The sequence below is a fragment of the Lebetimonas sp. JS138 genome, assembly GCF_000523335.1.
In the GTDB taxonomy this organism is placed as follows: Bacteria; Campylobacterota; Campylobacteria; order Campylobacterales; family Nautiliaceae; genus Lebetimonas.
Genome location: NZ_ATHT01000001.1, coordinates 914,999 through 938,668 on the forward strand (window position 1 = coordinate 914,999; position 23,670 = coordinate 938,668).

The following is a 23,670-nucleotide window of genomic DNA, read 5'->3' on the forward strand; positions in this document are numbered from 1 at the left end:
GGAATAAATTATACTTTATTTTTTAAGAATTTTTTAACCCTAATTTAGAAATTTGTATATAATTTGATTAATAAAACCAATATGTTAAATATATAAATAAGTATAGTGACAGACACTTATAATTGTTATAAAAAAAGAAAAAAGAGGAATTACATCATTCCTCCCATTCCTCCCATATCCGGCATTGCCGGAGCTGCTTTTTCTTCTTTTGGTTCTTCAGTTACAGCAGCTTCAGTTGTTAATAAAAGTCCTCCAACACTTGTTGCGTTTTGAAGAGCTATTCTCTCAACTTTGGCCGGGTCGATAATTCCGGTTTCAAACATATTTACATATTCTCCACTGCTTGCATTAAATCCAGTTTCATCATCTGCCTCTTCAACTGTCAGAGCAACTACACCAGCTTCAAATCCGGCATTTAAAGCGATTTGTTTAATTGGAGCTTTTACCGCTTTTTTAATTATGTCTATTCCTATTTGTTCATCAGGGTCTACACTTTCAACTTCGGCTTTTTTGGCTGCTTTAAGTATGGCAGCGCCGCCACCGATTACCGTTCCTTCTTCTACAGCAGCTTTTGTTGCGCTTAATGCATCATCAACTCTGTCTTTTTTCTCTTTCATTTCAGTTTCAGTTGCGGCACCGACTTTAATTACTGCAACTCCGCCGCTGAGTTTTGCAAGTCTTTCTTGTAATTTTTCTCTGTCATAATCACTTGTTGTTTCTTCAATTTCTTTTTTAATTTGGTTAATTCTTGCTTCGATTGAAGCTTTATCGCCTTTTCCATCCACAATTGTGGTATTTTCTTTATCTACTACCACTCTTCCAGCCTGTCCTAAGTCTTGAAGGGTTGCACCTTCAAGTGTTCTACCAAGCTCTTCGCTGATTACCTGTCCGCCTGTTAGAATTGCAATATCTTGAAGCATAGCTTTTCTTCTATCACCAAATCCAGGAGCTTTGACAGCAACTACGTTTAACACTCCTCTTAATTTGTTAACAACGAGTGTTGCCAATGCTTCACCTTCAATATCTTCGGCAATAATTAATAATGGTTTATTTCCAGCCTGAACCATTTTTTCAAGTAATGGCAATAAATCTTTCATATTGGAAATTTTTTTGTCATATAATAAAATATACGCATCTTCATATTCAGCCACCATTTTATCGGCATTTGTTACAAAATAAGGGCTTAAATAACCTCTGTCAAACTGCATACCTTCAACCACTTCAAGTTCATCTTGAAGTGATTTTCCTTCTTCAACGGTGATAACACCGTCTTTTCCGACTTTATCCATTGCTTCTGCAATAAGTTCACCAATTTTTTTATCATTGTTTGCTGAAATTGTTGCGACTTGAGCGATTTGTTCTTTATTTTCTACAGGTTTGCTCATTTTTTTAAGTTCGGCGATAATAGCTTCAACAGCTTTATCCATACCTCTTTTAACTGCTATCGGGTTAGCGCCGGCAGTTATGTATTTTAAACCTTCTTTAAAGATTGCATGCGCTAAAACTGTTGCTGTTGTTGTTCCATCACCCGCTTCATCGGCAGTTTTGCTTGCAACTTCTTTTACAAGCTGAGCTCCCATGTTTTCCACTGGATCTTTTAGTTCTACTTCTTTAGCTACACTTACACCGTCTTTTGTGATATGAGGTGCTCCGAAACTTCTTTGAAGCAAAACATTTCTTCCTTTTGGACCCATTGTAACTCTAACTGCATCTGCAAGTTTTTCAACACCTTTTAATAATTCGTTTCTTGCCGCGTCTGAATATATTATATTTTTTGCCATGTTCCCCTCCTTATTCTATTTTTCCAAGAATATCGTCGGTATTTAATACCAAATATTCTTTTGAGTCAATTGTAATTTCTGTACCTGCATATTTTGCAAACACTACTGTATCACCTACGTTTATTGGCAGGTTTTCATCTTCTTCCACTTCTTTGGAAATAGCAACCACTTTTCCTTCAAGCGGTTTTTCTTTTGCATTGTCCGGAATAATAATTCCGCTTGCTGTTTTTGATTCTTCTTCAACTCTTTCAATTAGAACTCTTAAGCCTATAGGTCTAAACATTTCCGCCTCCTTTTAGCAGTTATTTTGTTTAACTGACGAAATTATATAAAAAAAGAAAGAAAAAGTCAAGAAAATTATTTAAATTTTTAAGAAATGTTTAGTTAATTAGACTAAGGTATTTTATGAAGAAATCATTAAATTAGGTAAAAACAGTGAAATTTGAGGAATATATGTAATTAATATCAGTCCAATTAATATAACTATAAACCAAGGAATTACAGACTTAACCACTTCTTTTATCGGAAGCCCAGTAATCCCGCTTGCTACAAACAGATTAAGCCCTACAGGAGGTGTCAGCATTCCAAGTTCCATATTTATGGTAATTATTACACCAAAATGAATAGGGTTTATTCCAAGCAGTTTTGCAACCGGTAAAAGCAGGGGAACCATTATCATAATAATAGAACTCGGTTCCATGAAATTGCCCGCTATAAGCAATAATATATTTACGGCAATTAAAAATCCTATTTTTCCAAGATGCATACTTACTACCCAGTTGCTTAACATTTGCGGAATATTCTCGAGAGTCAGAAAATATGCAAATACAGAGGCATTTGCAATAATAAACATTATCATAGCACTTGTTGCGGCGCTGTCTAAAAACACTGTTTTTAATTCTTTAATATTAATGTCTTTATAAATAAAAATCGCTATAAAAAGTGCCCAGACAGCCGAAACGGCAGCGGCTTCTGTAGGAGTAAATATTCCGCCGTAAATCCCTCCTATAATAATGACAATAGTCATTAAAGCCCAAAAAGCTTCTTTAAATTTAATCCATCTTTCCCGCCAGCTTGCAGGGGCGGTTTTTTTAAATCCAAGCCTTTTTGCTCCGAAATATGTAACGGCTATTAACATAAAACCTATTAAAAGACCCGGAATTATTCCGGCAATAAAGAGTTTTCCAATGCTTTGTTCCGCAGTTACCCCGTAAATAATCATAACGATACTCGGCGGTATTAAAATTCCAAGGGACCCGCTTGCCGTAATTGTCCCCACGGCGTAAGATTTGGGATAACCGGCGGCTGTTATCGCACCGAACATTATAGAACCGATTGCTGCGACAGTGGCAGGGGATGAGCCTGAAACAGCTGCAAAAATAATGCTTGAAAAAATTGCTGCAATAGGAAGTCCGCCCGGAAGATGGCCTACAAAAGCTTTTGCAAAATCCACTATTCTTTTTGCGCTCCCACCTTTACTTAATATATTCCCGGCCAAAATAAACATGGGAATAGCCATAAGGGCGTATTTATCCAGCTTTGAAAACAGTGCACTGGCAAGGTCTATTAAAGATTCTTTTCCTTCAAAAATATATGAAGTTATAAAAGTGGAGGCTCCGAGTGCCACTGCGACAGGGGTGCTTAAAATAAGAAATGTAAAAAATATTCCAAAAAGAGTCAACGCCACACTCATATATTTTCTCCAAGATTTAATTTTGTCTCTTCTATAATCATTTCATGCTCGCTAACCTGTTTAATATCATCAAAAGGGGTTTTAATAAGTTCAATTATTTTTTGTGAAACTCTTATTGATGCGCTTAAAAAAGCAAGAGGCAGGGCAATATAAGGTATCCACATAGGGATATTTAAATCAATGCTGATTTCGCCGCTGGCTTTTAATCCGAAGTCCGGGTCAAAAATAAACAAATAGCCAAAATAAGCCACAGCCAGTAAATAAATAAGAGTAATTAATTTTGCCAAAATAATTGTATATTTTGCTAAGATGGAAGGCAGAACGTCTACCAATAATGTAACTTTAATATGAATTTCTTTTCTAAAACCGTATGCCGCCCCAAAAAGGGCAGACCATATAAAAAGATAGTTGGTCAGTTCAAACGCCCAGTCTATTCCCTGATGAAACATAAACCTTGCAATTACATTTATAAAAGCTAAAAAAACACCTGCCGAAATTCCAAACGAAGCAATAAATTCATTTGTTAATCCTACAGTAATATCAATCCATTTTAAGAATTTCATTCACCCGCTTTAATCGCTTTTTCAATTAAATCTTTTCCGATAGTGCCGTAAAATTTTGGATAAATGGCTCTTAATTTTTCCTCCCAGAGTTTTCTCTGCCCAGGCGTTAATGTATCGATTTCAAGTTTTCCTGTTTTTTTTGCATATTCTTGAATCTTTGCAAGCTGTGAATCATTAAGCTGTTTTGCCCAGATTCTTTCTTTTGCAGTGGCTTCTTTGAAGGCTTCTTTTACAACAGCTTTTAAATTATCAGGCAGTTTTTTCCAGAATGCTTTGCTCATTACTACCATATATCCCAAATATCCGTGATTAGATAAAGTCATATATCTTTGAACCTCATAAAATTTTTTTGTATAAATATTTGAAATTGTATTTTCCTGTCCGTCAACAACTCCCTGTTGAAGAGCTGAATATACTTCACTGAAAGGAAGTACTACCGGAATCGCTCCAAGAGCCTTAAATTGTTCAATTAACACTTTTGAACTCATAACCCTGAATTTTAACCCTTTGCAATCATCAGGTTTTATTAAAGGCCTTTTTGAATCACTTATCTGTTTGAATCCGTTATCCCAGTAACCAAGGGCTACATATCCTTTTTTTGTGACCATATTCAAAAGTTTTTGCCCTACTTCTCCGTCAAGAACTTTATGTAAATGGTTGTCATTTTTAAACAGAAACGGTAAATCAAATAAAGCAAGCTGAGGAACAAGCCCTGTAAATTTTGAAAAGCTCGGAGCCGCCATTTGTACGGCATTAAATTTCATTTTTCTAAGAACAACTTTATCCCCACATAACTGAGCATTGGGATAAACTTCAACTTTTATTTTTCCGTGACTTAACGCTTCAACCCTTTTTGCAAAATAATTGGCCGCTTTTCCTTTAGGTGTATCCGGTGATACAACATGTGAAAACTTAATAACATAATCCGCCGCAAATGAAAAACTTGCTATTAACGCTGCACTTAATAATCCTTTTAGTAAGTTCATTTTTTCTCCTTTTTTTAGTATTATATCACTTATAAGTTTATTAAATGTTTTTATTAAAATAAAATTAATGTATTGTTACTATGTGTAACAAGATTTATTTTTATATTGACAAACTTTATTTATTTTTTTATAATTTCACTCCTGCAGAAGGTGAGGTAGCTCAGCTGGTCAGAGCGCCGGTCTCATAAGCCGGAGGTCGAGAGTTCAAGTCTCTCCCTCACTACCATTAAAATCCCCGAAAATACGATGTTTGATAAAAAATATAAAAAATCAATTGACATATGTTAAATTTAGTATTATAATTATTAAAAAAAGAGGTGTTGTGTTTAATATCAAAAAAATGCCTTTTATTAATAAAATAAAAAATAAAGAAACAAATTATACCCTGAAATTATTGGACAGGTATGATTATCCGGATGATATAAAAAAACTGGTTTATGATTTTATTAAAACTTCATCTCATTCCGAACTTCAAAGGTTTGTAAATTCCCAAAACACATTTAAATTTTCCCCCAATATCGATATAACCGAAGATTTTAATAAATTAAAAGAAAGATTAGCTTACGAATTAAACGAACAACTCATTAAACTTGCTTTTTGATATAATTTTAAAAAAAGGCGATTTGTGGTTTTAGCTTTAAAATACAGGCCCAAAAGATTTGAAGAAGTGGTGGGTCAGGATGCTATAATAAAAACTCTTGTAAATTCTCTCGATAAAAAAAGATTAGCCCACGCATATCTGTTTTCTGGACTGAGAGGAACAGGAAAAACATCAACCGCAAGAATATTTGCAAAAGCGCTTGAATGCGATAAAGGTCCTACGTCTAACCCTTGCGAAATATGCGAAAACTGTGTAATGGCCAATGAAAACAGACATATCGACATTATTGAAATGGATGCAGCAAGCAACAGAAAAATAGAAGATATCAGGGAACTTATTGAACATACAAAATATAAACCGACTTACGGAAAATATAAAATTTTTATAATTGATGAAATTCATATGCTTACAAACGAAGCTTTTAACGCACTTCTTAAAACCCTTGAGGAACCGCCTGAATATGTAAAATTTATTATGGCCACAACAGACCCTTTAAAACTTCCAGCTACAATTTTAAGCAGGGTTCAGCATTTCAGATTTAATAAAATAAACGAAAAACTTATAGAAAATTATTTGATTAAAATTTTGAGCATTGAAAATATAGAATTTGAAAATGAAGCTTTGAGGCTGCTTATTAAATCTGCAAAGGGTTCCATTAGGGATTCATTAACTCTTTTGGATCAGGCGATAGCATATTCAAGAGGTAATATAGATATCCAAAGCGTTGTGGAAATGCTTGGGGTTATAAATCCGGAAGTTATTTCAAAAATATTTGAAAGCGTATTAAAAGAAGACAAACAGGAAGTAAAAAAACTGGTTGATGTTGTAAAAGATTATGATATAGAAGCCATTTTAGATGAGGTTATTTTATATGTAAAAGATGCGGTGTTTAATTCAACACTTCCTCTTGTAACGGCAGGTAGATTTTTAAATATAATTTCCGATGCGAGGGAACTTATAAAATACAATATCGATAATGAATTTGTATTGCTTTTAATGTTTTTTAGAATGATAGAAGCAATTAAACCGCATAAAATAGATGATTTAATACAAAATTTAGAGCAAAAAATAGATGTTAACGCATATGAGCCGAAAATCGAGCAAAAAGAAGATTTATTTAAAACTTTAATTAAAAAAATAAAAGAAAGAGATATCGATTTAGGGGTCTGTTTTGAAACAAGCGTGAAATTTATCTCTTTTGAAAACGGTGTAATTACCTGGGAGAGCTGTCCAGATGAAAACTGTAAAAATATGTTTAAAAGATTTTTTTCACCTGTTATCAGGCCTTTGATTAACGAAATTTTTGGTATTGGGGTAAAAATAGAGCCTATCAGGTGTCAAAAAAAAAATGAAATAAAAAATGAAATAAATCATGTAAAAAAGCCAAAAGAAGTTAAAAATATTTTTTCAAAAACAGATGATGTTATAAATAAAGTCAGGGAAATTTTTGGAAGCGATGTCGAAATAACGAAAATCAATCATCAATAAGTTTTAATTTACCTTCTTTTAATTCAAATTCATTAAAATCGTTTGCTACAAAGGCGTTAACATTGTAATATTTTTTAAGTTCATTTAAAATCGGTTCATTTGTCTGATATCGTGGAGATATATGCGTAGCTATAAGGTTTTTTACATTATATTTTTGAGCTGTTTTGGCTAAATTTTCAGCGGTTGTGTGCATATATTGTGTTTGCATATTATCAAAAACTGCCTGTGTATATGTGCTTTCATGAATCAGTAAATCAAGATTTTCAAGATAAGGGCAGAGTATTTCGGGCTCGGCGTTATCTCCGGCTATAATTATTTTTTGTCCTAAAACAGGTTCAAGCAGATAATCTTTTGCTCTATATTTTTTACCTTCAAATTCTACATCTTTTCCTTTTTTTATTTCGCCGTATAATGCACACGGTTTAAGCCCCTCATTTATGAGTTTTTCTTGATTGATTTTATTTGATTTGTCATTTTCTTTTATGTAATAAGCAAAACATTCAACCGAATGCATTAAAGGTAAAACTTTTATCTTGAATTTATCAAAGTTTATTTCAGCTCCGGCATAAGTCTCATTAATTGTTAGTTCGTATCCTAAATGTTTATAACTTATATCGACCACTGATGAAATTAACTCTTTAAGTCCTTTAGGTCCGTAAATTATAAGCGGTTTAGTGATTTTATCAAGCATCCTTGATGTAATAAGCCCAAAAAGTCCGTAAACATGATCACCATGAAGATGTGTTATAAAAATCGTATCAAGCTTTGCACTGCTGAGCCTTGATTTTAAAATCTGATGCTGCGTGGCTTCTCCACAGTCAAACAGATACCATTTATTATCATTTTCAAATTCCATTGCAAGCCCTGAGACATTTCTTTGTTTTGTAGGCCTTCCAGCACTTGTACCAAAAAATAAAAATTTCAATTTTAACCTTTATTATATGGCGGAGAGTGTGGGATTCGAACCCACGGTGGGCGTTAACCCACACACGCGTTCCAGGCGTGCGCCTTCAACCACTCGGCCAACTCTCCAAGGAATAAAATTATATCAAATTTTTCATTATTCATTTTTTAATTTATTTAAAATGCTTTCCAAAATAATTTCATCATCTTTTGAAGGCGCTTTAATGATTTCTTTTTTTTCGTTATTATAAATAATTGATATATTTTCATTATAGTTAGAAATAGATTTTATGTTTTTTTCGCTGGCCATTATTTTTATTTTAATTTTTTCTAAAAAGTTTTGTGTTGGTTTGTCTGTTTTTCCGAATCTGTCGATTATTTCTTTTTCTATTTCATACACTTTTTTTGTTGTTTTTGCAAGAGAAAGTCTTCTGTATAATTCAAGTCTTAGTCTGTCTTCTTTAATAATTTCCGGGCTTAGATACGCATTGATACTCAGTTTTATTTCTGTTTCATTTTGTTCTTTTGTTTCCCCGCTTAATTCTTTTAAAGTATTTTCCAGCATTTTAATATACATAGCATATCCGATGCCTTTTATCTGTCCGGACTGTTCAGCTCCTAAAATATTTCCTCCTCCTCTTATTTCTAAGTCTCTCAAAGCTAAAATACTTCCGCTTCCGAGAAATGAATTCTCTTCAAGGGCAATGAGTCTTTTTTTGGCATCTTCACTTAATTCCTCTTTGTTTTTTACAAGAAAATATGCGTATCCTTCATGCTTTCCTCTGCCGACCCTTCCTCTTATCTGGTGCAAATCCGCTATTCCGAATCTGTCTGCATTTTCTACAATTACTGTATTTACATTGGGAATGTGAATTCCACTTTCTACTATTGTAGTAGTTAAGGCTAAATCATATTTTTTGTTTATAAAATCAATGAGTCCTTTTTCTATCTGGTTTGGGGTCAGTTTGGCATGTAGTGTTAAAATTCTTAAATTTGGCAGAATATTTTGAATTTCTTCTTTTTTGTGTTCAATATAGGCAATGTTATTATATATATAAAAAATCTGCCCTCCACGTCTTATTTCTCTTAGAATCGCTTCTTTTATAACATTTTCATCCCACTCTTTTACAAATGTTTTTGTGTTTTGTTTTCCCTTTGGGGCGGTTTCTAATGTGCTTAAATCTTTTACTTTACTCAGTGCCATATTAAGGCTTCTGGGAATTGGGGTTGCTGACATATAAAGCGTATGAATATTTTCGGCAAAAGTTTTTAATTTTTCTTTTTGTTTTACGCCGAATTTATGTTCTTCGTCAATAATTACAAGGCCCAGGTTTTTATATTCCACATTTAACCCTGCATGGGTTGAAATTAAAATATTAATTTTGCCTTTTTTGACACTCTCTAAAATTTCTTTTTTTTCTTTTGCTGAAGTAAATCTGTCGAGTTTTGCTATTTTTATTTCCGGATAGTCAACAAATCTTTCTTTAAAGCTTTGATAATGCTGGTTTGTAAGAATTGTGGTAGGGGATATTACAGCAACCTGATAATTATTTTTTGCAATAATAAAACTTGCAACCATTGCGACTTCCGTTTTACCAAATCCCACATCGCCGCTTAATAATCTATCCATTATTTTTGTTTTAAAATCATTAATAATTTCTTCAATAGCTTTTTTCTGGTCAGGTGTATGGATAAAAGGCGCTTTTTTTATAAATTCATAAACTCCTTTGAAATCAAGCGGCATAGGGCTTAAGAGATGCCTTTTGGCAGAAATTTTAATAATATCGGCAGCCATTGAAAATATTTTTTCTTTAATTTTCTCTCTTTTTTTAGAAAAAGAGCTTTTTCCAAGTTTATCGAGCTGAGGCATCACCCCTCCAGGGGCGATATATTTTTCTAATAAATTCAAGTTTTCCACAGGCAAAAGCAGTTTATCATCATTTGCATATAAAATTTCGGCAAATTCACTGACTTTTCCTAAAACTTCCATTTTTCTAAGTCCCATAAATTTGCCGATACCGTGGTTTTCGTGAACGACAAAATCGCCTTTTTTAAGTTCATCCAAAGCAAGGGTGATTCTTTTTTTCTTTTCAAATTCGGGCGGGTTTAAAGAGATTATGGTTTTATCAGGGCATTTTATATTGATTAGGCAATCGCTTTTTATCCATCTTACAACAGGCGCTTTTAATTTTACGAAATCATATAAATTGTATTCTTTTAAGAAAACTTCATTTTTAGCAATTATTTCCAATGGAGTTTTTTCATTATATAACTGTATTCTTAATTTTCTATTTTTCACTTTTAATTTTTCATTTATATCAATGCATTTTCCGTTTGGGATAATTTTTGCATTAAAGAAAGCCTGGTTAAATTCTTTGTAAAACTCTTTATATTCTTCAATCTCCTGGGTCAAATCTTTTAATAAAACAAAATCATCTAAAAATTCTCTATCTAAATACCAAAATCCGAGGGAGGAAAAATCTTTATAAAATGTTGAAAACTCGCTATTTTGACACTTTTGCAAAATTTCATTATATTCTTTTTCATCAAGTGCGGCGATTGCTGGGATAATTGAAAACTTTTCAATCTCTTCAATGCTTTTTTGGGTAATTTCATCAAATGTTCGTATACTTTCTATTTGGGTGTCAAAAAGGGAAATTCTTACCGGCTTTTCACTGTTTATCGGCCAAATGTCAAAAATATCACCCCTAAAACTGGCTTCTCCTTTTTCGCTTACTATATCGACCCTCTCATAACCCCAATAAATGATTTTTTCTTTTAACTTTTCAAATTCTATTTCATCCCCAAATTCAAGGGTTATTGACTTATAATATTTTTTTAGAGGGAGTTTTTTTAAAATAGTGGAATAGGGTGAGATAAAATAGGCCTTTTCATTATAATATTTAAACAATGCATTATTAAGTTCAAATATTTCATTTCTGAAACTTCTTAAATCGTCCCCAAAACCGGCTCTGAAATCCGGAAAAACAGAATAGGGGATATTCAAATATTTAAAAACTTCACCTATTAAGAGCGCTTCTTTTAAATTTCCTGTGATTATATTTTTTTTATTTTTTTGTAAAAATTCATAAACTTTTGCCTGCAAAATATCTCCTTAAAAACTCTTCCACTACCGAAAAACTCCCGAATACCAGCATGGGTTTTTGTATCTGTTTAAAATCTTCTATTTCAATGCCCAGATTATTTGCAACTTTTTTTATTTTCTCTTTATCCTCAATTCTTTCGTTTTTTACATCAATTAAATAAAGTTTATTTATTTTGGGTTTTAAAATTGTTAAAATCTTTTTATAATCTTTGTCTTTATATGTGTTATAAACCAAATTTACTTTTTTAGGCAGAGTATTTACAATAGCTTTTGCTGCAAGAGGATTGTGACCTACATCAATAAAAAGGTCTTTTTCAATTTCCTGCATTCTGCCAGGAAGTATTAAATCATTTATATCATTGATGCTAAAAGGTAAGTTTTCTTTTTTTAAAAAACTCATAGCAAGCAGATAATTATCAAAAAGAAATTCAGCAAATTTAAAATCTTTTTTTATTTTCTCTATTTCATTTTTTTCAAAAAACTCCAGATAATCATATATTTTGACATTTGGTTTTAACTCTTTTGCAAACTCCAAAATACTTTTCACTTTACACTTTCCATTTTCAATTTTATTAATTTGTTTCCCGATTATCGCCTCTTTTTCAATCGCATTCAGTTTTGTGGTTGCTATTTCTTTAATTGAATTTCCCAAAAAATTTTGATGGTCATAATCAATAGGAGTTACAAGGGTTGTCTTTTTATCAAATACATTGGTGGCGTCAAATTCCCCCCCAAGTCCTGCTTCCATTATTACAAAATCAAGTCTTTCAAAGGCTATGGCTGCAAGCAGGGTAGTATATTCAAAATAACTTAGAGATTCGCTGATCTCAGGCAACAGTTTTTGAAGGCGTGAGTGGGCGGTTTCGAGATCTTCATCAGTTATATTTTTTCCGTTTATCCATATTCTTTCGTTAAATTTAAGAATATGCGGGGATGTATAATGTCCTACATTGTAACCTTTTTTTAAAAGGGTATGGGCCAAAAATCTGCCAGTGGAGCCTTTTCCGTTTGTCCCTATTATATGAATAATCGTGTTTATATTGATTTTGTCCTTTATTAAATTAAAAGCTTTTGGCATTCTTTTTATATCTATTTCTTTATAAAAAAGAGGTTTTTTATTTAAGAATTCATTTAACTTTTCTTTGCTCACCACTCACCACTCACTATTATTTGCATTTATCCTCTGCACAAACTCTGTTTCTTCCGCTGTTTTTTGCCAAGTAAAGTCTTTCATCTGCTTTTTTTAACACTTCTTCTTTTGAATTAACCTCTTTTCTTTCGGCAACTCCTCCTGATATTGTTACAGGAATTCTTGTGTTTTTATACATAAATTTTGTTTTTTGTACAATTTCTCTTAACTTTTGGGCAAATTTATAAGCCCCGTTTTTATCCGTGTTAGGCAGTATTGCAACAAATTCTTCCCCTCCGAATCTTCCTATCATATCTATATCTCTCGCATATCTTTTAAACAGCAGTCCGAGCGATTTTAAAATAACATCTCCGGCATCATGGCCGTATGTATCGTTTACATTTTTAAAATGGTCTATATCAAAAAAAACAACAGAATAATTGGTGTTATATCTGTTGTAGGCCGATTCATTTTTTTTAAGCTCGTCTTCTATGGCTTTTTTGTTGGCGATGTTTGTCAGATAATCGGTTTTTACTTCGGTGGCGAGTTTTTTAAGTTTTCCTTCAAGAAAGTGAATTTTTTCTTTTAATTTTTTAATTTCTTCATCCTCTTTTTTAATTTCACAGTGAAAATTATTAAGTTCACCGTCAATGGATTTTGCTATATTTATCAGTTTTTGTTTAATGCTCTCAAAATTTTCTGCATCATGTCTCCAGTTTTGAATTTCCACTGTAATATTTTTTATTTCATTTGAAGAATCATCTGTTTTTTTAAGTATTTTTAATATTTTAATGGACAGTCTTTCAGCAATTTTATCCAAATCTTTAATTTTTCTTTTTAACTCTTCTTTGTCAAGTTTTATTCTTTTATTCGTAAGAATTTTTAAATCTTCGGCAAACGCTTTTGTATAAATAAAAGACGAATCGTTTTTTAACTGTCTTTTAATCATTGCAATTTCATCATTCATGAAAGGGGCATAACTTGGTGAGAGTGTATAAATTATGGAATCAACCAAAAAATCAAGTTTTGGCATTTCTTCAAGCTTTTCTAACAGAGCCTCTGTAATTTCTATACAGTCTTCACTTTCAACGCCTGTTATATGTTTGGCTTTTTGAATAACCCTGTTATCAAATTTATCCAAAAAATCAATCCATTCTTCCCGTAGTTTTGAAAACTCTTTTTTTGTTAAGTTAGGATTTAAAAAATCGAGATGTTTTATGGCAATATGTCTGCTTTTGGCAAACGGTAAAACAACAATAACATCAAGAACCCTTTTGGTATATAAAAAAAGCTCTTCAAGGCTCTTTTTTTCTTTTTGGGGATTTATTCTGTTGAGATAATTTATTAAAAATAAAATAAGTTCATCCAAATTTCTGATATTGTAATTTTTGGCTATAACCTGATATTTTTTATCCAGTTTTGCTATATATTTTGAAATTTTATTACAATCTTCAATAATAACCTTGTGCTTTTTGGCCGCTTTGCAGAACTCATCTTCATATTCGTTTGGGGTAAAAACATAACCTTTTGATTTAAATTTTAAAAGGGCTTCTTTTGCTATTTCGTTAATGTTCATTGATTGCGTCCTTTGTTATCAGGGCAATCAGTTTATTTAATGCATTAATAGAGGCTTTTTTAAAAGCGTTTAATTTAATCTGGTCGTTTATAACGCTGTTGGGCGATGTGGCAAAGTCATAAGTCCCGTTTACGCTGTAAGTTCTTTTTTTATTTTTTTTGTCGATTATATTTGCCTGAAGCGTTACCGAACTTCTGTAAAGAATCGGATAACCGTTTTTGTCATAATCCAGAGGGTCAAGAGAAGACGAAACAATTGAAAGAGTAATTGTCGTATTTGAATTTTGATTGGTTATGTTTGAGCCAAAAAGTGTATAAACGGCTTCATTCAGGGCGTCTTTTAAAAATACATTTTCCTGCGGCTGCTTAACGTCAATATCTACAACAGCATTAATGTTTTTTTCCTATAATATTTTTTTGATAAACGCTGCTCGGTTTGTATCCGCAACCTATTAAAAAAATGAAAAATGTAAAATAAAAAATGTAAAATAAATGTTTTTTGATTGCCTATCCTTTTATTACAAAATTTATCATTCTTTTTGGCACAAAAATTTCTTTAATAATTTCTTTTCTTTCAATATATTTTTTAACCGCATTTTTGGTCTGTGTTTAGAATTTCTTCTTTGTTTGCATCTGTATTTACGGTAATTTCGGCTCTTTTCTTACCGTTTACACTTATCGGATAATGTATTTCATCTTTAATTAAAGCATTTTCGTCAATTTTAATTTCTTTAAAATTGTTTCTGTTGAATAAATTTTGGCTGATTTCACTGGCTATGTGAGGGACAATAGGTTCCAATACATTCATTAAAATCCAGTAACCTTCTGTATAGATATCTTTGTTTTCTATTTTATTTAATGCGTTTAAACTTTCCATACAGTTTGCGATTAATGTATTAAAAGCAAAAGTTTTTTCATAAGTTTCTTTTGCTTTTTTTAATGTTTCATAAACTTTTCTTCTTGCCTCTTTTTCCTCTTTGTTAATTTAGAAGTGTCAATTTTAGGGATTGTGTCGGTTTTTTTGCATTTTGTAGAATTTAAATAAACCCTGTTTAAAAATCTGTATGCGCCCTCAACCCCGCTGTCGCTCCATTCCAGCTCCTGCTCAGGCGGAGCGGCAAAAAGAATAAAAAGCCTTGCAGTGTCGGCTCCGTATTTTTTAATAATATCATCAGGGTCTACCACATTGCCTTTTGATTTAGACATTTTAGAACCGTCTTTTAATACCATTCCCTGAGTTAATAGTCTTGCAAAAGGCTCGTCTACACTTACGTATCCTAAATCCCTGAGAGCTTTTGTAAAAAACCTTGCATAAAGTAAGTGTAAAATGGCATGTTCTATTCCCCCGATATACTGGTCTACCGGCATCCAGTAGTTTTCGTCTTCTTTCCTGAAAGGAACATCTTTGAATTTTCTAAAATCACTTACATATCTAAACTGATACCAGCTGCTCTCAACAAATGTATCCATTGTGTCTGTTTCACGTATTGCCTCGCCTCCGCATTTAGGACACTTTGTATATTTCCAGGTAGGATGTGTTTCAAGAGGATTGCCGCTTCCTGTGATTTCCACATCCTCAGGAAGTGTAATCGGAAGGTTTTCTATTTTTTCAGGAACTATCCCGCATTTTGGACATTTTACAAACGGAAGAGGGGCACCCCAGTATCTTTGACGGCTTATTCCCCAGTCTCTAAGACGGTAATTTGTAACTTTTTTACCGATTCCAAGCTCTTCGAATTTTTTAATAATAGCTTCTTTTGCCTCAGTGTTTAACACTCCGCTAAATTCGCCGCTGTTTATTAAAATTCCCTCACCTGTATAGGCTTTGCTTTTATCAAGTTCCCCGTTTAGAGGTTTAATAACCCATTTAATCGGAAGGTTAAATTTTGTGGCAAATTCAAAATCTCTTTCATCATGGGCAGGAACCGCCATTACAGCACCGCTTCCGTATTCAACCAAAACAAAATTCGCCACCCATACCGGTATTTTTTCGCCGGTTAGCGGATGAAGTACATCAATTCCGAGATAACATCCGTCTTTTTGCATAGACTGTCTCTCTTTAGGTAGAATGCTTCTTATTTCCCTTACCTTTTTTTCTGTTTTTTCATCCAACAATCCGTTTTCGAGCATATAATCAATTATAGGATGTTCAGGGGCTAGGGCAGAGTAGGTTATTCCGTAAATTGTATCGGGTCTTGTTGTAAAAACTTCGTATCCGTCAAATTTATTGTTAAGTTTTTCTTTGCTGTTTTGCGTCAGGTTAAATTTAAATTCAAGCCCTGTGGATTTTCCAATCCAGTTTTTCTGCATGGTGAGAACTCTTTCAGGCCAGCCGTCTTTTATTTTTTCCATATCGTTTAGCAGTTCTTCGGCATATTTTGTAATTTTGATATACCATCCCGGAAGTTCTTTTATTTCTATTGGGTTGTCGCATCTCCAGCAGCATCCGTCAATCACCTGCTCATTTGCCAATACTGTATGGCACGTTTCGCACCAGTTTACCTTTTGTGTACGTCTTTCAAGCAGGCCGTTTTCATAAAATTTAATAATAAATTCCTGCTCCCACCTTGTATATTCCGGGTCACTTGTGGCAAATTCCCTTGTTTTTGAAAAAGAAAGACCTAAAGAAGCTAATTCTTTTCTCATATAATCAATATTTTCATATGTCCATTTTTTAGGATGGACTTTATGTTTAATGGCCGCATTTTCAGCCGGCATTCCAAAACTGTCCCATCCTATCGGATGAAGTACGTTAAATCCGGATTTTCTGTAGTATCTGGCCAGTGCGTCGCCTATGGTGTAGTTTCTTACATGTCCCATATGTATTCTTCCGCTCGGGTACGGGAACATACTTAAAATATATTTTTTTGGCAGATTTTTATTTTCTTTCGGCTCGAATGCTTTTTCATCATCCCAGATTTTTTGCCATTTTTTTTCTATAACAGCTGGATTATATTGCATCAATTCTCCTTTTAATACTTTTTTACTATTCACAATTTACCACTCACTATCCACAACTCACAACTCACTATATATAACTCATAACTCACAACTCACCATATATTACTCCAATCTATTATGTTTTGGCTATTTCTATAAAACTTAGAATTATCGTTACAATATTGGCTATTAATGCACCTATCGCCATTGCGTAAGCGGCATCCAAATCATTTTTTATTTCAAGATAAATAAAAGCCGGAATCAAATGTAAATCCGCTACTAAACTTGCCGCAAACAGTTCTGCTGCAACTATGTTTTTTACACCTATTTTCAAAATAGTCGATATCAGGTTTAAACTCAGAGCTATAAAAAGGGCCACTTTATTATGGTCATATAAAAAACCGGCAACACTTGTAAGACTCATTAATTGAAAAAACACATATATTACTTTTCCCCAGTCCATTATTGCCCTTTATATTAATTATCAATTATCAATCATGGCCGTTTTTTAAACAGCCAGATGAGTAAGCTCATTTTATATTTCTCACTACTCACCATTCACCACTCACTTTTTTTATACAACTCCGCCCTGATACATCTGGCGCATTTTTTCTTTTTCTCTTTTTCTTTTTTCAATTTCGGCAAGTCTTTTTCTGTAATCGTCAATTTTAAATCCGAGCCAGATAAGAAGCGGAGAGGCTATAAAAATAGAACTGTATGTACCTACTATAATTCCCACTAAAAGAGTGAAACTAAAAGGTCTTATAATTTCTCCTCCGAATAAGAAGAGTGTAAGTACAACAAAGAAAGTTGTTAGTGAAGTTAAAACAGTTCTTGAGAGCGTTTTAGATACCGCTTCATTAATAAGCGCCGCCAAATCATTTACTTTTGAATCTCTGACCTGCTCTCTGATTCTGTCGAATACCACTATCGTATCGTTAAGAGAATATCCCATAAGCGTTAAAATGGCCGCCAATACGTCAAGATTTGTTTCTATATGAAAAAAACTTACAGCCCCGAGTGAAATTATTGTGTCATGAAAAAGTGCCAATACACTGGCCAGGGCAAAACGCCATTCAAACCTGAACGCTACATATATTAATATTCCTATTATGGAAAAAATAAATGCACTTATTCCCTTTTCTTTTAATTCATTTCCGACCTTGGCACCTACTATATCCACTCTTCTTATATCAACATTGCCAAGAGGTTTTAAAAGAGTTTTTATTTCTTTTCCCAGGGATTTTCTAACATCTCCCGAAACATCGTTAACACTGAGTCTTATTAAAATTTCTTTATTGCTTCCAAATGTTGTAATGCTAGGAGAAGGGAATTTTTTAGAGACTATTTTTCTAATTTCTCCTAAATCGGCAGGTTTATCAAATTTTACCTGAATTTCAATTCCGCCTTTAAAGTCTATCCCCCAGTTAAACCCTTTTGTAAAAATAGAAAACAGACTAAGTACAATCAATATAAGAGAAATGGAAACAAACAGGTTTCTTTTGCTCATAAAATTATATGTTTTATCACTTTTAAAAAGTTCCATTTTAAGCCTTCATTCCAAAGTGTTTTGGAGTAATTTTTTTACCGCCGGCAAGTATGTATCCCCAAATGCCGTGTGTTCCGAGAATAGCTGTGAGCATACTGGCCATTATCCCTAAAGCCATGGTAATTGCAAAACCTTTAATTGTTCCGGTTCCGTATGCAAAAAGGGCAATCGCCGCAATCAAAGTTGTGATATTTGCATCAATAATGGCGCTCATTGCATTTTTATATCCTCCTTCAACTGCAGTTTTTTTGTTTTTACCTTCGCGAATTAGCTCTCTTATTCTCTCATTTATAATTACATTTGCATCCACCGACATACCGACGGTTAATACAATACCGGCCATTCCAGGAAGTGTAAGCGTTGCGCCAAAAAGCGCCATTACGGCAATAATTAAAAACAGATTTACAATAAGCGCGATGTCTGCAATAATACCTGCAAGGTTATAATACCACGCCATAAATATAACAACTATTACAAATCCGCTTATCAGTGCAATCATCGATTTTTTAATACTGTCAGCCCCAAGACTTGCACCTACGCTTCTTTGCTCAAGCAGTACCACCGGTGCCGGAAGAGAGCCGCTTCTTAAAGCTATGGCAAGAACATGGGCTTCTTCAGGAGTACCTACGGTTATCTGACCGCTTCCTCCTCCTATTCTTTCCTGTATGACAGGTGCTGAATAGACTTTGTTATCCACTACAATTGCAAGCCTTTTTCCTACATTTTTGCCTGTAAAATCTCCAAAAATCTGGGCGCCCTGTGAATTTAGGGTAAAGAAAATGGCGGGCTGGTTTGTTTTTTGTGTAAATCCAACGGTTGCGTCCGTAATCATACTTCCGTCAAGTACCGGTGGGGTTTTTAAAAGATATTTTCTATCAGGGTTATCTTTGCTTGGAAGCAGTATATCTCCGTATTTTGCAGCGTCTTTTTTAGTTATGGCTTTATGCTCGTCATCAACGGCATACAGCTCCAAATGGGCCGAAGTGGAAATCAGTTTTCTGACAGAATCTTTTTCTTTTTCAGTTTTTATTCCCGGAAGTTCCACCACAATTTTATCAATTCCCTGTTTTGTAACACTCGGTTCGGTTAAACCGAATGCATCAAGTCTGCTTCTTATTGTCTGAATTGCTTGATTTACGGCATCTTCTTTTGTTTTTTGAATTTCAGCCGGAGTTAGTTTAATAGTATATAAAACACTCTCTTTTTGAGGCTTTTTAATTATTTGAACACCTTTTAACTTTTTTAAAATTTTATCCATTTTAGCTTCGTCATCTTTGTCTATAAGTTCAAAACTTAAAGTGTCTTTTTTAACTTTCAAACTGTCTATAAATATTTCTTTTTTATTTGTTATATATTTGATTGTGGATGCAAATGTTTTAATTTTGTTTTTAACAGCTTCATCACCCTTTACACCCAAAACCAAATACATTCCTCCTTGTAAATCGAGTCCCAGATTGACTTTAGGATTTTTCCCTATAAATGAGGGAATGGTAAATGCCACTCCAAAAAAGGCGGCTAATATAAATATAACCAGTCTGTAATTAAGTTTTTTCATTTTTCAACTTCTAGTTTTCTAGCAACTGCTGCTTTATCTATTTTTACTTCAACACCATCGGCTATTTTGGCTTTGATAAAGCCTTCTTCGTTTTTTACCACTTCTGCGATAATACCGCCTGTTGTGACAATTTTGTCACCTTTTTTCAGTTCCGCCACCATTGCCTTATGCTTTTTTGCCTGTCTTTGTTGTGGTAAAATTACAAGCAAATAAAAAATTGCAAATAATATAATAAGGGGTAATAGCGATGCGACTAAACTCGGTTGGCCTGCTGCCGGTGCTGCTGCGTATAGAAAATTCATGTGTATCCTTTTTTAAGCGATATTTTAACACAAATTCTTTGATTGTGGCAACTCTAATATCTTTACCTGTTTATTTAAACTTTTTTATGCTTAAATTTGGAATTAATGATAATTTTTTTACAAAATTTATTTTTACATTTATTTTGCTTTTGGCTTTTATTTCTTTTTTTTATATCAAACATTCTTTTTTCCAAACAGGATTTTTTATAGGAATTTTTTGGTTTTATTGGATTAGTCTTAGTTTCAGGTATTATAATTTAAGTTTTTTAATCCCTTTGGTAATTTTTGCAATAGGTGTTTTTTACGGGGTTGTTTTTTGGATTATAAAAAAAACAGAAAATTTTATAAAAAACAGTTATATGAAAAAAATTTACTATATTTTAGTATTTACTTTTGCCTTTGATTATTTAGCACCTTTTACATTTGACTGGCTGAAACCAGAAATATTATTTGTTAATTCTTTTTTCGGGATAGATAAAATTACGCTTTTAATTTTTTTTGGCGCAATTTTGTTTTATGAAATAGATAAAAAATTTTTACTTTTACTTATTATTCCGCTTTTTTTTATAAATTATGATGTTCCGAAAATGCCAAAAATTAAAATTTATCTGGCCAGTACTTATGTACCCCAGAATTTAAAATGGAAAAAGTTTTATATTCCTGTTGAAATAAAAAATAACTTTAATTTAATTAATAAAGCCATTACAAATAATTATGAAGCGGTTGTTTTACCAGAGAGCGCATTCCCTCTGTTTTTGAATCTACATCAGGATTTAATGCAGAAATTAAAAAATTTGTCTCAAAAAATTGTAATCATTACAGGGGCGCTTCATTATGAAAACCGTAAGTTTTTCAATTCAACATATATTTTTGAAAACGGTAAAGTTACTATTCTTGATAAGCATCTTCTGGTCCCTTTTGGAGAATATATCCCTCTTCCTTTTTTTCAAAAAGAAATCAACCATCTGTTTTTTGCTGACAGCAGCGATTTTTCCGTAAGTAAGAAATTTGGAGAATTTAAAATAAAAAAATTTAAATTTATTAATGCCATATGTTATGAGTTAACAAGCGAAAATTTATACAAATTAAAACCGAATTATGTGATTGGTATGAGCAATTTGGCATGGTTTAACCCTTCAATTATGCCGAGTATCCAGGAAATGCTTATAAAAATTTATGCAAAAAAATATAAAAAGGTGGTTTTTCATTCCATAAACGGGTTTAGAAGTCAAATAATTCAATGAATGGAAAATGAAGTGAATAGTAGCTAAGAAAGCAAGTTATATACCAATTGAAAATGGAAAATAATTAAAATGTTGAAATAATGAAAGTTTTATATTTTTTAAAGTAACTAATTGAGAATTGATATAACTAATTGAAAAGAAATATTAAGATAATAGACTAATATATAGTGACAGACACTCATAATAAAATTAATTATTAAAAATTTTACATTTTTCATTGTCCATTTTCAATTGTTATGGCGGAGCCGACGGGACTCGAACCCGCGACCTCCGGCGTGACAGGCCGGCATTCTAACCAGCTAAACTACGGCTCCGTATGATAAAATATATGGTGGTCGCTGCAGGGCTCGAACCTGCGACCCCCAGCTTGTAAGGCTGGTGCTCTCCCAACTGAGCTAAGCGACCGTAAAGTTTTTTGGAGATTGGCGTCCCCAACGAGATTTGAACTCGTGTCGCCGCCGTGAAAGGGCGGTGTCCTAGACCTCTAGACGATGGGGACCAAGTGGTGACCCGTGTTGGATTCGAACCAACGGCCCTCTGCTTAAAAGGCAGATGCTCTACCGACTGAGCTAACGGGTCAGTCATTTGTGGAGTGAAATTATAAGAAAAAAATATTTGCTTGTCAAGAAAAAAGGAAATAGGCACTGACTAAATAATGGAAAAGTAAAAATATGACAGCGTAGCGGAATTTAGCGAAAATTTTGCGTTTAAAAAATTGCACCGAGCCCTTAGGGCTGCTGTTTGCAATTTTTAGCAAAATTTGAGCGGTGCATTAGCAAAATGAAGCTCTGAAGCTGCCATATTTTTATCTTTGTAGTTATTTTTGGGGTAAAATAAAATTAAAGAGATTTGATTATTTCTATAATCTCTTTTTTGTCTATTTTATTTTTTTCACCTTTATAAATATTGGCTTCAAGTTTTTTTAATATTTCATCTATTTTTTTGTTCCCGGCAAAAGGAAGCAATAATTGAAAAAGCTCTTTATTGTCTGCTTTTTTGATTTGTTCATAAATATCTTTTTTTGGAAATTTTATTTTATATAAACTTAAACTTAACAGCAGTGTAATTAAAACCCCTAAAACAAAAGCGATTAATATTAAAATATAATTTGTTTTATATACAATTTTTGTTTTAATTTTTACCGGATGGGTGAAATTTTCTGTTTTTGGCAGATTTATCATAGAATTTTCTATTTTTATATATAAAGGGTTGCTTTTTACTTCTTTGAATTTTCGGTTAAATTCCAATAATGAAACGGGTGAGAGATTAATATCTTTTGGGCTTAACACGGTAAATTCTTTTTGATAAACGCCGCAAAGTCTGTTATTTATAATTTTTGTTTTCAATACAGGTTTTTTTTCATATATTGTGGCGTTTTTTATATTTAATTTGAAATTTTTCATATCATAAAAATCTCCGCATCCGCTTATTTTCAATGTTATATGAACGGGCGTGTTTGCAAGCGCTTCTTTTTTGTCAGCACTTAATGTTATGTTAAAATCGCCCCAGATACTGTTTTGGGGAATCGGTTTTACTTTTAATTTTACTTCATTTGATACTATTCTTTTATATCTGATAAAAGCGGCTGAAAAGAAAGGGTCATCAAACGGGTTTTCTTTTTGCAAAATTCCGATATTGGCCAGAATAGGCCCTATTTCAAAAATTCCGCTTTTTTGAGGTATTATCAAAAATTTATATTCGGTTATTTTATAATTGTTTTTAATAAAAGTTTTGCTGGAAATTTGATTTATTAAAAAATCCTGAAGTGTAGGCCTTTGAATCTGAATACTCTGCGGATTTGCATCAATATTTTGGGAAAATTTAATGGTTAATATCCTTCCTTCCCCTAAGAAACTTTCATTTTTGTCTAAACTGAGAGTCAAATCATAGTTTTTATCATTTGTTTTTTCCAATTTATGAACGGTAATTTTTATCGGCTTTGTATAAAAGGTTTTGCCGTCTACAATAACTTTAAAAGAAGGTATTGTTATATTTTTTAAAGGATAAAAAATATAACTTCTGGAAATTTGTGTGTTCATTTTTCCGTTTATAATAGTCACATTTTCACTCTTTGCGCTTCCCTGCACTTTATATGGTCCTATTTGCGCAATATCTGGCATTTTTACATTTTTACCTTCCGCCGTGATTGTGAAAATTACTTCATCGCCTTCGGATATGTCAGTTTTGTTTACGTTTACGTTTACGTTTACATTTGCAAAAAGTAAAACCGCTATTAATAAAATAAATTTTTTCAT

Annotated in this window: 18 protein-coding genes, 6 tRNA genes and 1 pseudogene; 4 read left to right on the plus strand and 21 right to left on the minus strand. The window is 32.8% G+C overall.

The annotated features are described in order from the left end of the window. Positions 1-149: 149 nt before the first annotated feature. The 5 genes from groL to DZ67_RS0105255 form a co-directional block, all read right to left on the minus strand. Positions 150-1,781 carry a chaperonin GroEL gene (gene groL, locus DZ67_RS0105235; protein WP_024791842.1) on the minus strand — a complete coding sequence of 544 codons (1,632 nt, stop codon included), beginning with the start codon at positions 1,779-1,781 and terminating at the stop codon, positions 150-152. Positions 1,782-1,791: 10 nt separating this feature from the next. Continuing rightward, positions 1,792-2,064 carry a co-chaperone GroES gene (gene groES, locus DZ67_RS0105240; protein ID WP_024787624.1) on the minus strand — a complete coding sequence of 91 codons (273 nt, stop codon included), beginning with the start codon at positions 2,062-2,064 and terminating at the stop codon, positions 1,792-1,794. A gap of 120 nt (positions 2,065-2,184) precedes the next feature. Continuing rightward, positions 2,185-3,474, minus strand: coding sequence for a TRAP transporter large permease (locus tag DZ67_RS0105245; protein ID WP_024791843.1), 1,290 nt, complete (start codon positions 3,472-3,474; stop codon positions 2,185-2,187). Further along, positions 3,471-4,037, minus strand: coding sequence for a TRAP transporter small permease (locus DZ67_RS0105250; protein WP_024787626.1), 567 nt, complete (start codon positions 4,035-4,037; stop codon positions 3,471-3,473). The genes DZ67_RS0105245 and DZ67_RS0105250 overlap by 4 nt, the downstream gene beginning before the upstream one ends. Then, positions 4,034-5,023 carry a TRAP transporter substrate-binding protein gene (locus DZ67_RS0105255; protein WP_024791844.1) on the minus strand — a complete coding sequence of 330 codons (990 nt, stop codon included), beginning with the start codon at positions 5,021-5,023 and terminating at the stop codon, positions 4,034-4,036. Before DZ67_RS0105255 ends, DZ67_RS0105250 begins: the two co-directional genes overlap by 4 nt. A gap of 149 nt (positions 5,024-5,172) precedes the next feature. On the opposite strand from DZ67_RS0105255, the gene DZ67_RS0105260 reads away from it, so the two are divergent. From DZ67_RS0105260 to DZ67_RS0105270, 3 genes are all read left to right on the plus strand, one after another. Then, positions 5,173-5,249: transfer RNA gene (locus tag DZ67_RS0105260), tRNA-Met, on the plus strand. Positions 5,250-5,345: 96 nt separating this feature from the next. Next, positions 5,346-5,624, plus strand: a complete 279-nt coding sequence (locus tag DZ67_RS0105265; protein ID WP_024787628.1) for a hypothetical protein — start codon at positions 5,346-5,348, stop codon at positions 5,622-5,624. Between the two features lie 24 nt (positions 5,625-5,648). Continuing rightward, on the plus strand, positions 5,649-7,112 hold the full coding sequence (locus DZ67_RS0105270) for a DNA polymerase III subunit gamma/tau (RefSeq protein ID WP_024791846.1): 1,464 nt from the start codon (positions 5,649-5,651) through the stop codon (positions 7,110-7,112). Here DZ67_RS0105270 and rnz read toward each other — a convergent pair. From rnz to yajC, 11 genes and pseudogenes are all read right to left on the minus strand, one after another. Continuing rightward, a complete protein-coding gene (gene rnz / locus DZ67_RS0105275; protein WP_024791847.1) occupies positions 7,099-8,037 on the minus strand; it encodes a ribonuclease Z in 939 nt (312 codons plus the stop codon). The two genes, DZ67_RS0105270 and rnz, sit on opposite strands and share 14 nt — an antisense overlap. A gap of 17 nt (positions 8,038-8,054) precedes the next feature. Beyond that, positions 8,055-8,144 (minus strand) — tRNA-Ser (locus tag DZ67_RS0105280). Between the two features lie 28 nt (positions 8,145-8,172). Beyond that, positions 8,173-11,121, minus strand: a complete 2,949-nt coding sequence (locus tag DZ67_RS0105285) for a DEAD/DEAH box helicase (RefSeq protein ID WP_024791848.1) — start codon at positions 11,119-11,121, stop codon at positions 8,173-8,175. Further along, entirely contained in the window at positions 11,102-12,271 is a 1,170-nt protein-coding gene (locus tag DZ67_RS0105290; RefSeq protein ID WP_035907162.1) for a bifunctional folylpolyglutamate synthase/dihydrofolate synthase, read from the minus strand. Before DZ67_RS0105290 ends, DZ67_RS0105285 begins: the two co-directional genes overlap by 20 nt. A 16-nt stretch (positions 12,272-12,287) precedes the next feature. Continuing rightward, entirely contained in the window at positions 12,288-13,826 is a 1,539-nt protein-coding gene (locus DZ67_RS0105295) for a GGDEF domain-containing protein (protein ID WP_024791850.1), read from the minus strand. After that, on the minus strand, positions 13,816-14,220 hold the full coding sequence (gene lptE, locus DZ67_RS11175) for an LPS assembly lipoprotein LptE (RefSeq protein WP_330216782.1): 405 nt from the start codon (positions 14,218-14,220) through the stop codon (positions 13,816-13,818). The genes DZ67_RS0105295 and lptE overlap by 11 nt, the downstream gene beginning before the upstream one ends. Before the next feature lie 112 nt (positions 14,221-14,332). After that, positions 14,333-16,786: pseudogene (leuS, locus tag DZ67_RS09910) on the minus strand (leucine--tRNA ligase). 115 nt (positions 16,787-16,901) lie between these two features. Next, entirely contained in the window at positions 16,902-17,228 is a 327-nt protein-coding gene (locus DZ67_RS0105305; protein WP_024791331.1) for a DUF6394 family protein, read from the minus strand. Between the two features lie 111 nt (positions 17,229-17,339). Continuing rightward, entirely contained in the window at positions 17,340-18,311 is a 972-nt protein-coding gene (gene secF / locus DZ67_RS0105310; RefSeq protein WP_024791851.1) for a protein translocase subunit SecF, read from the minus strand. Position 18,312: 1 nt separating this feature from the next. Next, positions 18,313-19,869 carry a protein translocase subunit SecD gene (gene secD / locus DZ67_RS0105315; RefSeq protein ID WP_024791852.1) on the minus strand — a complete coding sequence of 519 codons (1,557 nt, stop codon included), beginning with the start codon at positions 19,867-19,869 and terminating at the stop codon, positions 18,313-18,315. Beyond that, positions 19,866-20,171 (minus strand): preprotein translocase subunit YajC, encoded by a 306-nt coding sequence (yajC, locus tag DZ67_RS09915; RefSeq protein WP_024791853.1) that lies wholly within the window; start codon positions 20,169-20,171, stop codon positions 19,866-19,868. Before yajC ends, secD begins: the two co-directional genes overlap by 4 nt. On the opposite strand from yajC, the gene DZ67_RS0105325 reads away from it, so the two are divergent. Then, positions 20,117-21,415 carry an apolipoprotein N-acyltransferase gene (locus tag DZ67_RS0105325; protein WP_084021790.1) on the plus strand — a complete coding sequence of 433 codons (1,299 nt, stop codon included), beginning with the start codon at positions 20,117-20,119 and terminating at the stop codon, positions 21,413-21,415. The genes yajC and DZ67_RS0105325 overlap by 55 nt on opposite strands. A 237-nt stretch (positions 21,416-21,652) precedes the next feature. On the opposite strand, the gene DZ67_RS0105330 is transcribed toward DZ67_RS0105325, so the two are convergent. The 5 genes from DZ67_RS0105330 to DZ67_RS0105350 all read right to left on the minus strand — a co-directional run bounded on the left by DZ67_RS0105330 (position 21,653) and on the right by DZ67_RS0105350 (position 23,670). Then, a tRNA-Asp gene (locus tag DZ67_RS0105330) sits at positions 21,653-21,729 on the minus strand. A 15-nt stretch (positions 21,730-21,744) separates the two neighbouring features. Next, positions 21,745-21,820 (minus strand) — tRNA-Val (locus DZ67_RS0105335). Positions 21,821-21,838: 18 nt separating this feature from the next. Then, a tRNA-Glu gene (locus tag DZ67_RS0105340) sits at positions 21,839-21,914 on the minus strand. Between the two features lie 4 nt (positions 21,915-21,918). Further along, positions 21,919-21,994: transfer RNA gene (locus tag DZ67_RS0105345), tRNA-Lys, on the minus strand. Between the two features lie 260 nt (positions 21,995-22,254). Then, complete coding sequence (locus DZ67_RS0105350) at positions 22,255-23,670, minus strand: BatD family protein (protein ID WP_024787639.1); 1,416 nt, start codon at positions 23,668-23,670, stop codon at positions 22,255-22,257.

Excerpts from the sequence above, each read along its gene's own strand:
- groL (WP_024791842.1), bottom strand. The coding sequence starts at position 1,781 with ATGGCAAAAAATATAATATATTCAGACGCGGCAAGAAACGAATTATTA.
- groES (WP_024787624.1), bottom strand. The coding sequence starts at position 2,064 with ATGTTTAGACCTATAGGCTTAAGAGTTCTAATTGAAAGAGTTGAAGAA.
- DZ67_RS0105245 (WP_024791843.1), bottom strand. The coding sequence starts at position 3,474 with ATGAGTGTGGCGTTGACTCTTTTTGGAATATTTTTTACATTTCTTATT.
- DZ67_RS0105250 (WP_024787626.1), bottom strand. The coding sequence starts at position 4,037 with ATGAAATTCTTAAAATGGATTGATATTACTGTAGGATTAACAAATGAA.
- DZ67_RS0105255 (WP_024791844.1), bottom strand. The coding sequence starts at position 5,023 with ATGAACTTACTAAAAGGATTATTAAGTGCAGCGTTAATAGCAAGTTTT.
- DZ67_RS0105295 (WP_024791850.1), bottom strand. The coding sequence starts at position 13,826 with ATGAACATTAACGAAATAGCAAAAGAAGCCCTTTTAAAATTTAAATCA.
- DZ67_RS0105305 (WP_024791331.1), bottom strand. The coding sequence starts at position 17,228 with ATGGACTGGGGAAAAGTAATATATGTGTTTTTTCAATTAATGAGTCTT.
- secF (WP_024791851.1), bottom strand. The coding sequence starts at position 18,311 with ATGGAACTTTTTAAAAGTGATAAAACATATAATTTTATGAGCAAAAGA.
- secD (WP_024791852.1), bottom strand. The coding sequence starts at position 19,869 with ATGAAAAAACTTAATTACAGACTGGTTATATTTATATTAGCCGCCTTT.
- DZ67_RS0105325 (WP_084021790.1), top strand. The coding sequence starts at position 20,117 with ATGCGACTAAACTCGGTTGGCCTGCTGCCGGTGCTGCTGCGTATAGAA.
- yajC (WP_024791853.1), bottom strand. The coding sequence starts at position 20,171 with ATGAATTTTCTATACGCAGCAGCACCGGCAGCAGGCCAACCGAGTTTA.
- DZ67_RS0105350 (WP_024787639.1), bottom strand. The coding sequence starts at position 23,670 with ATGAAAAAATTTATTTTATTAATAGCGGTTTTACTTTTTGCAAATGTA.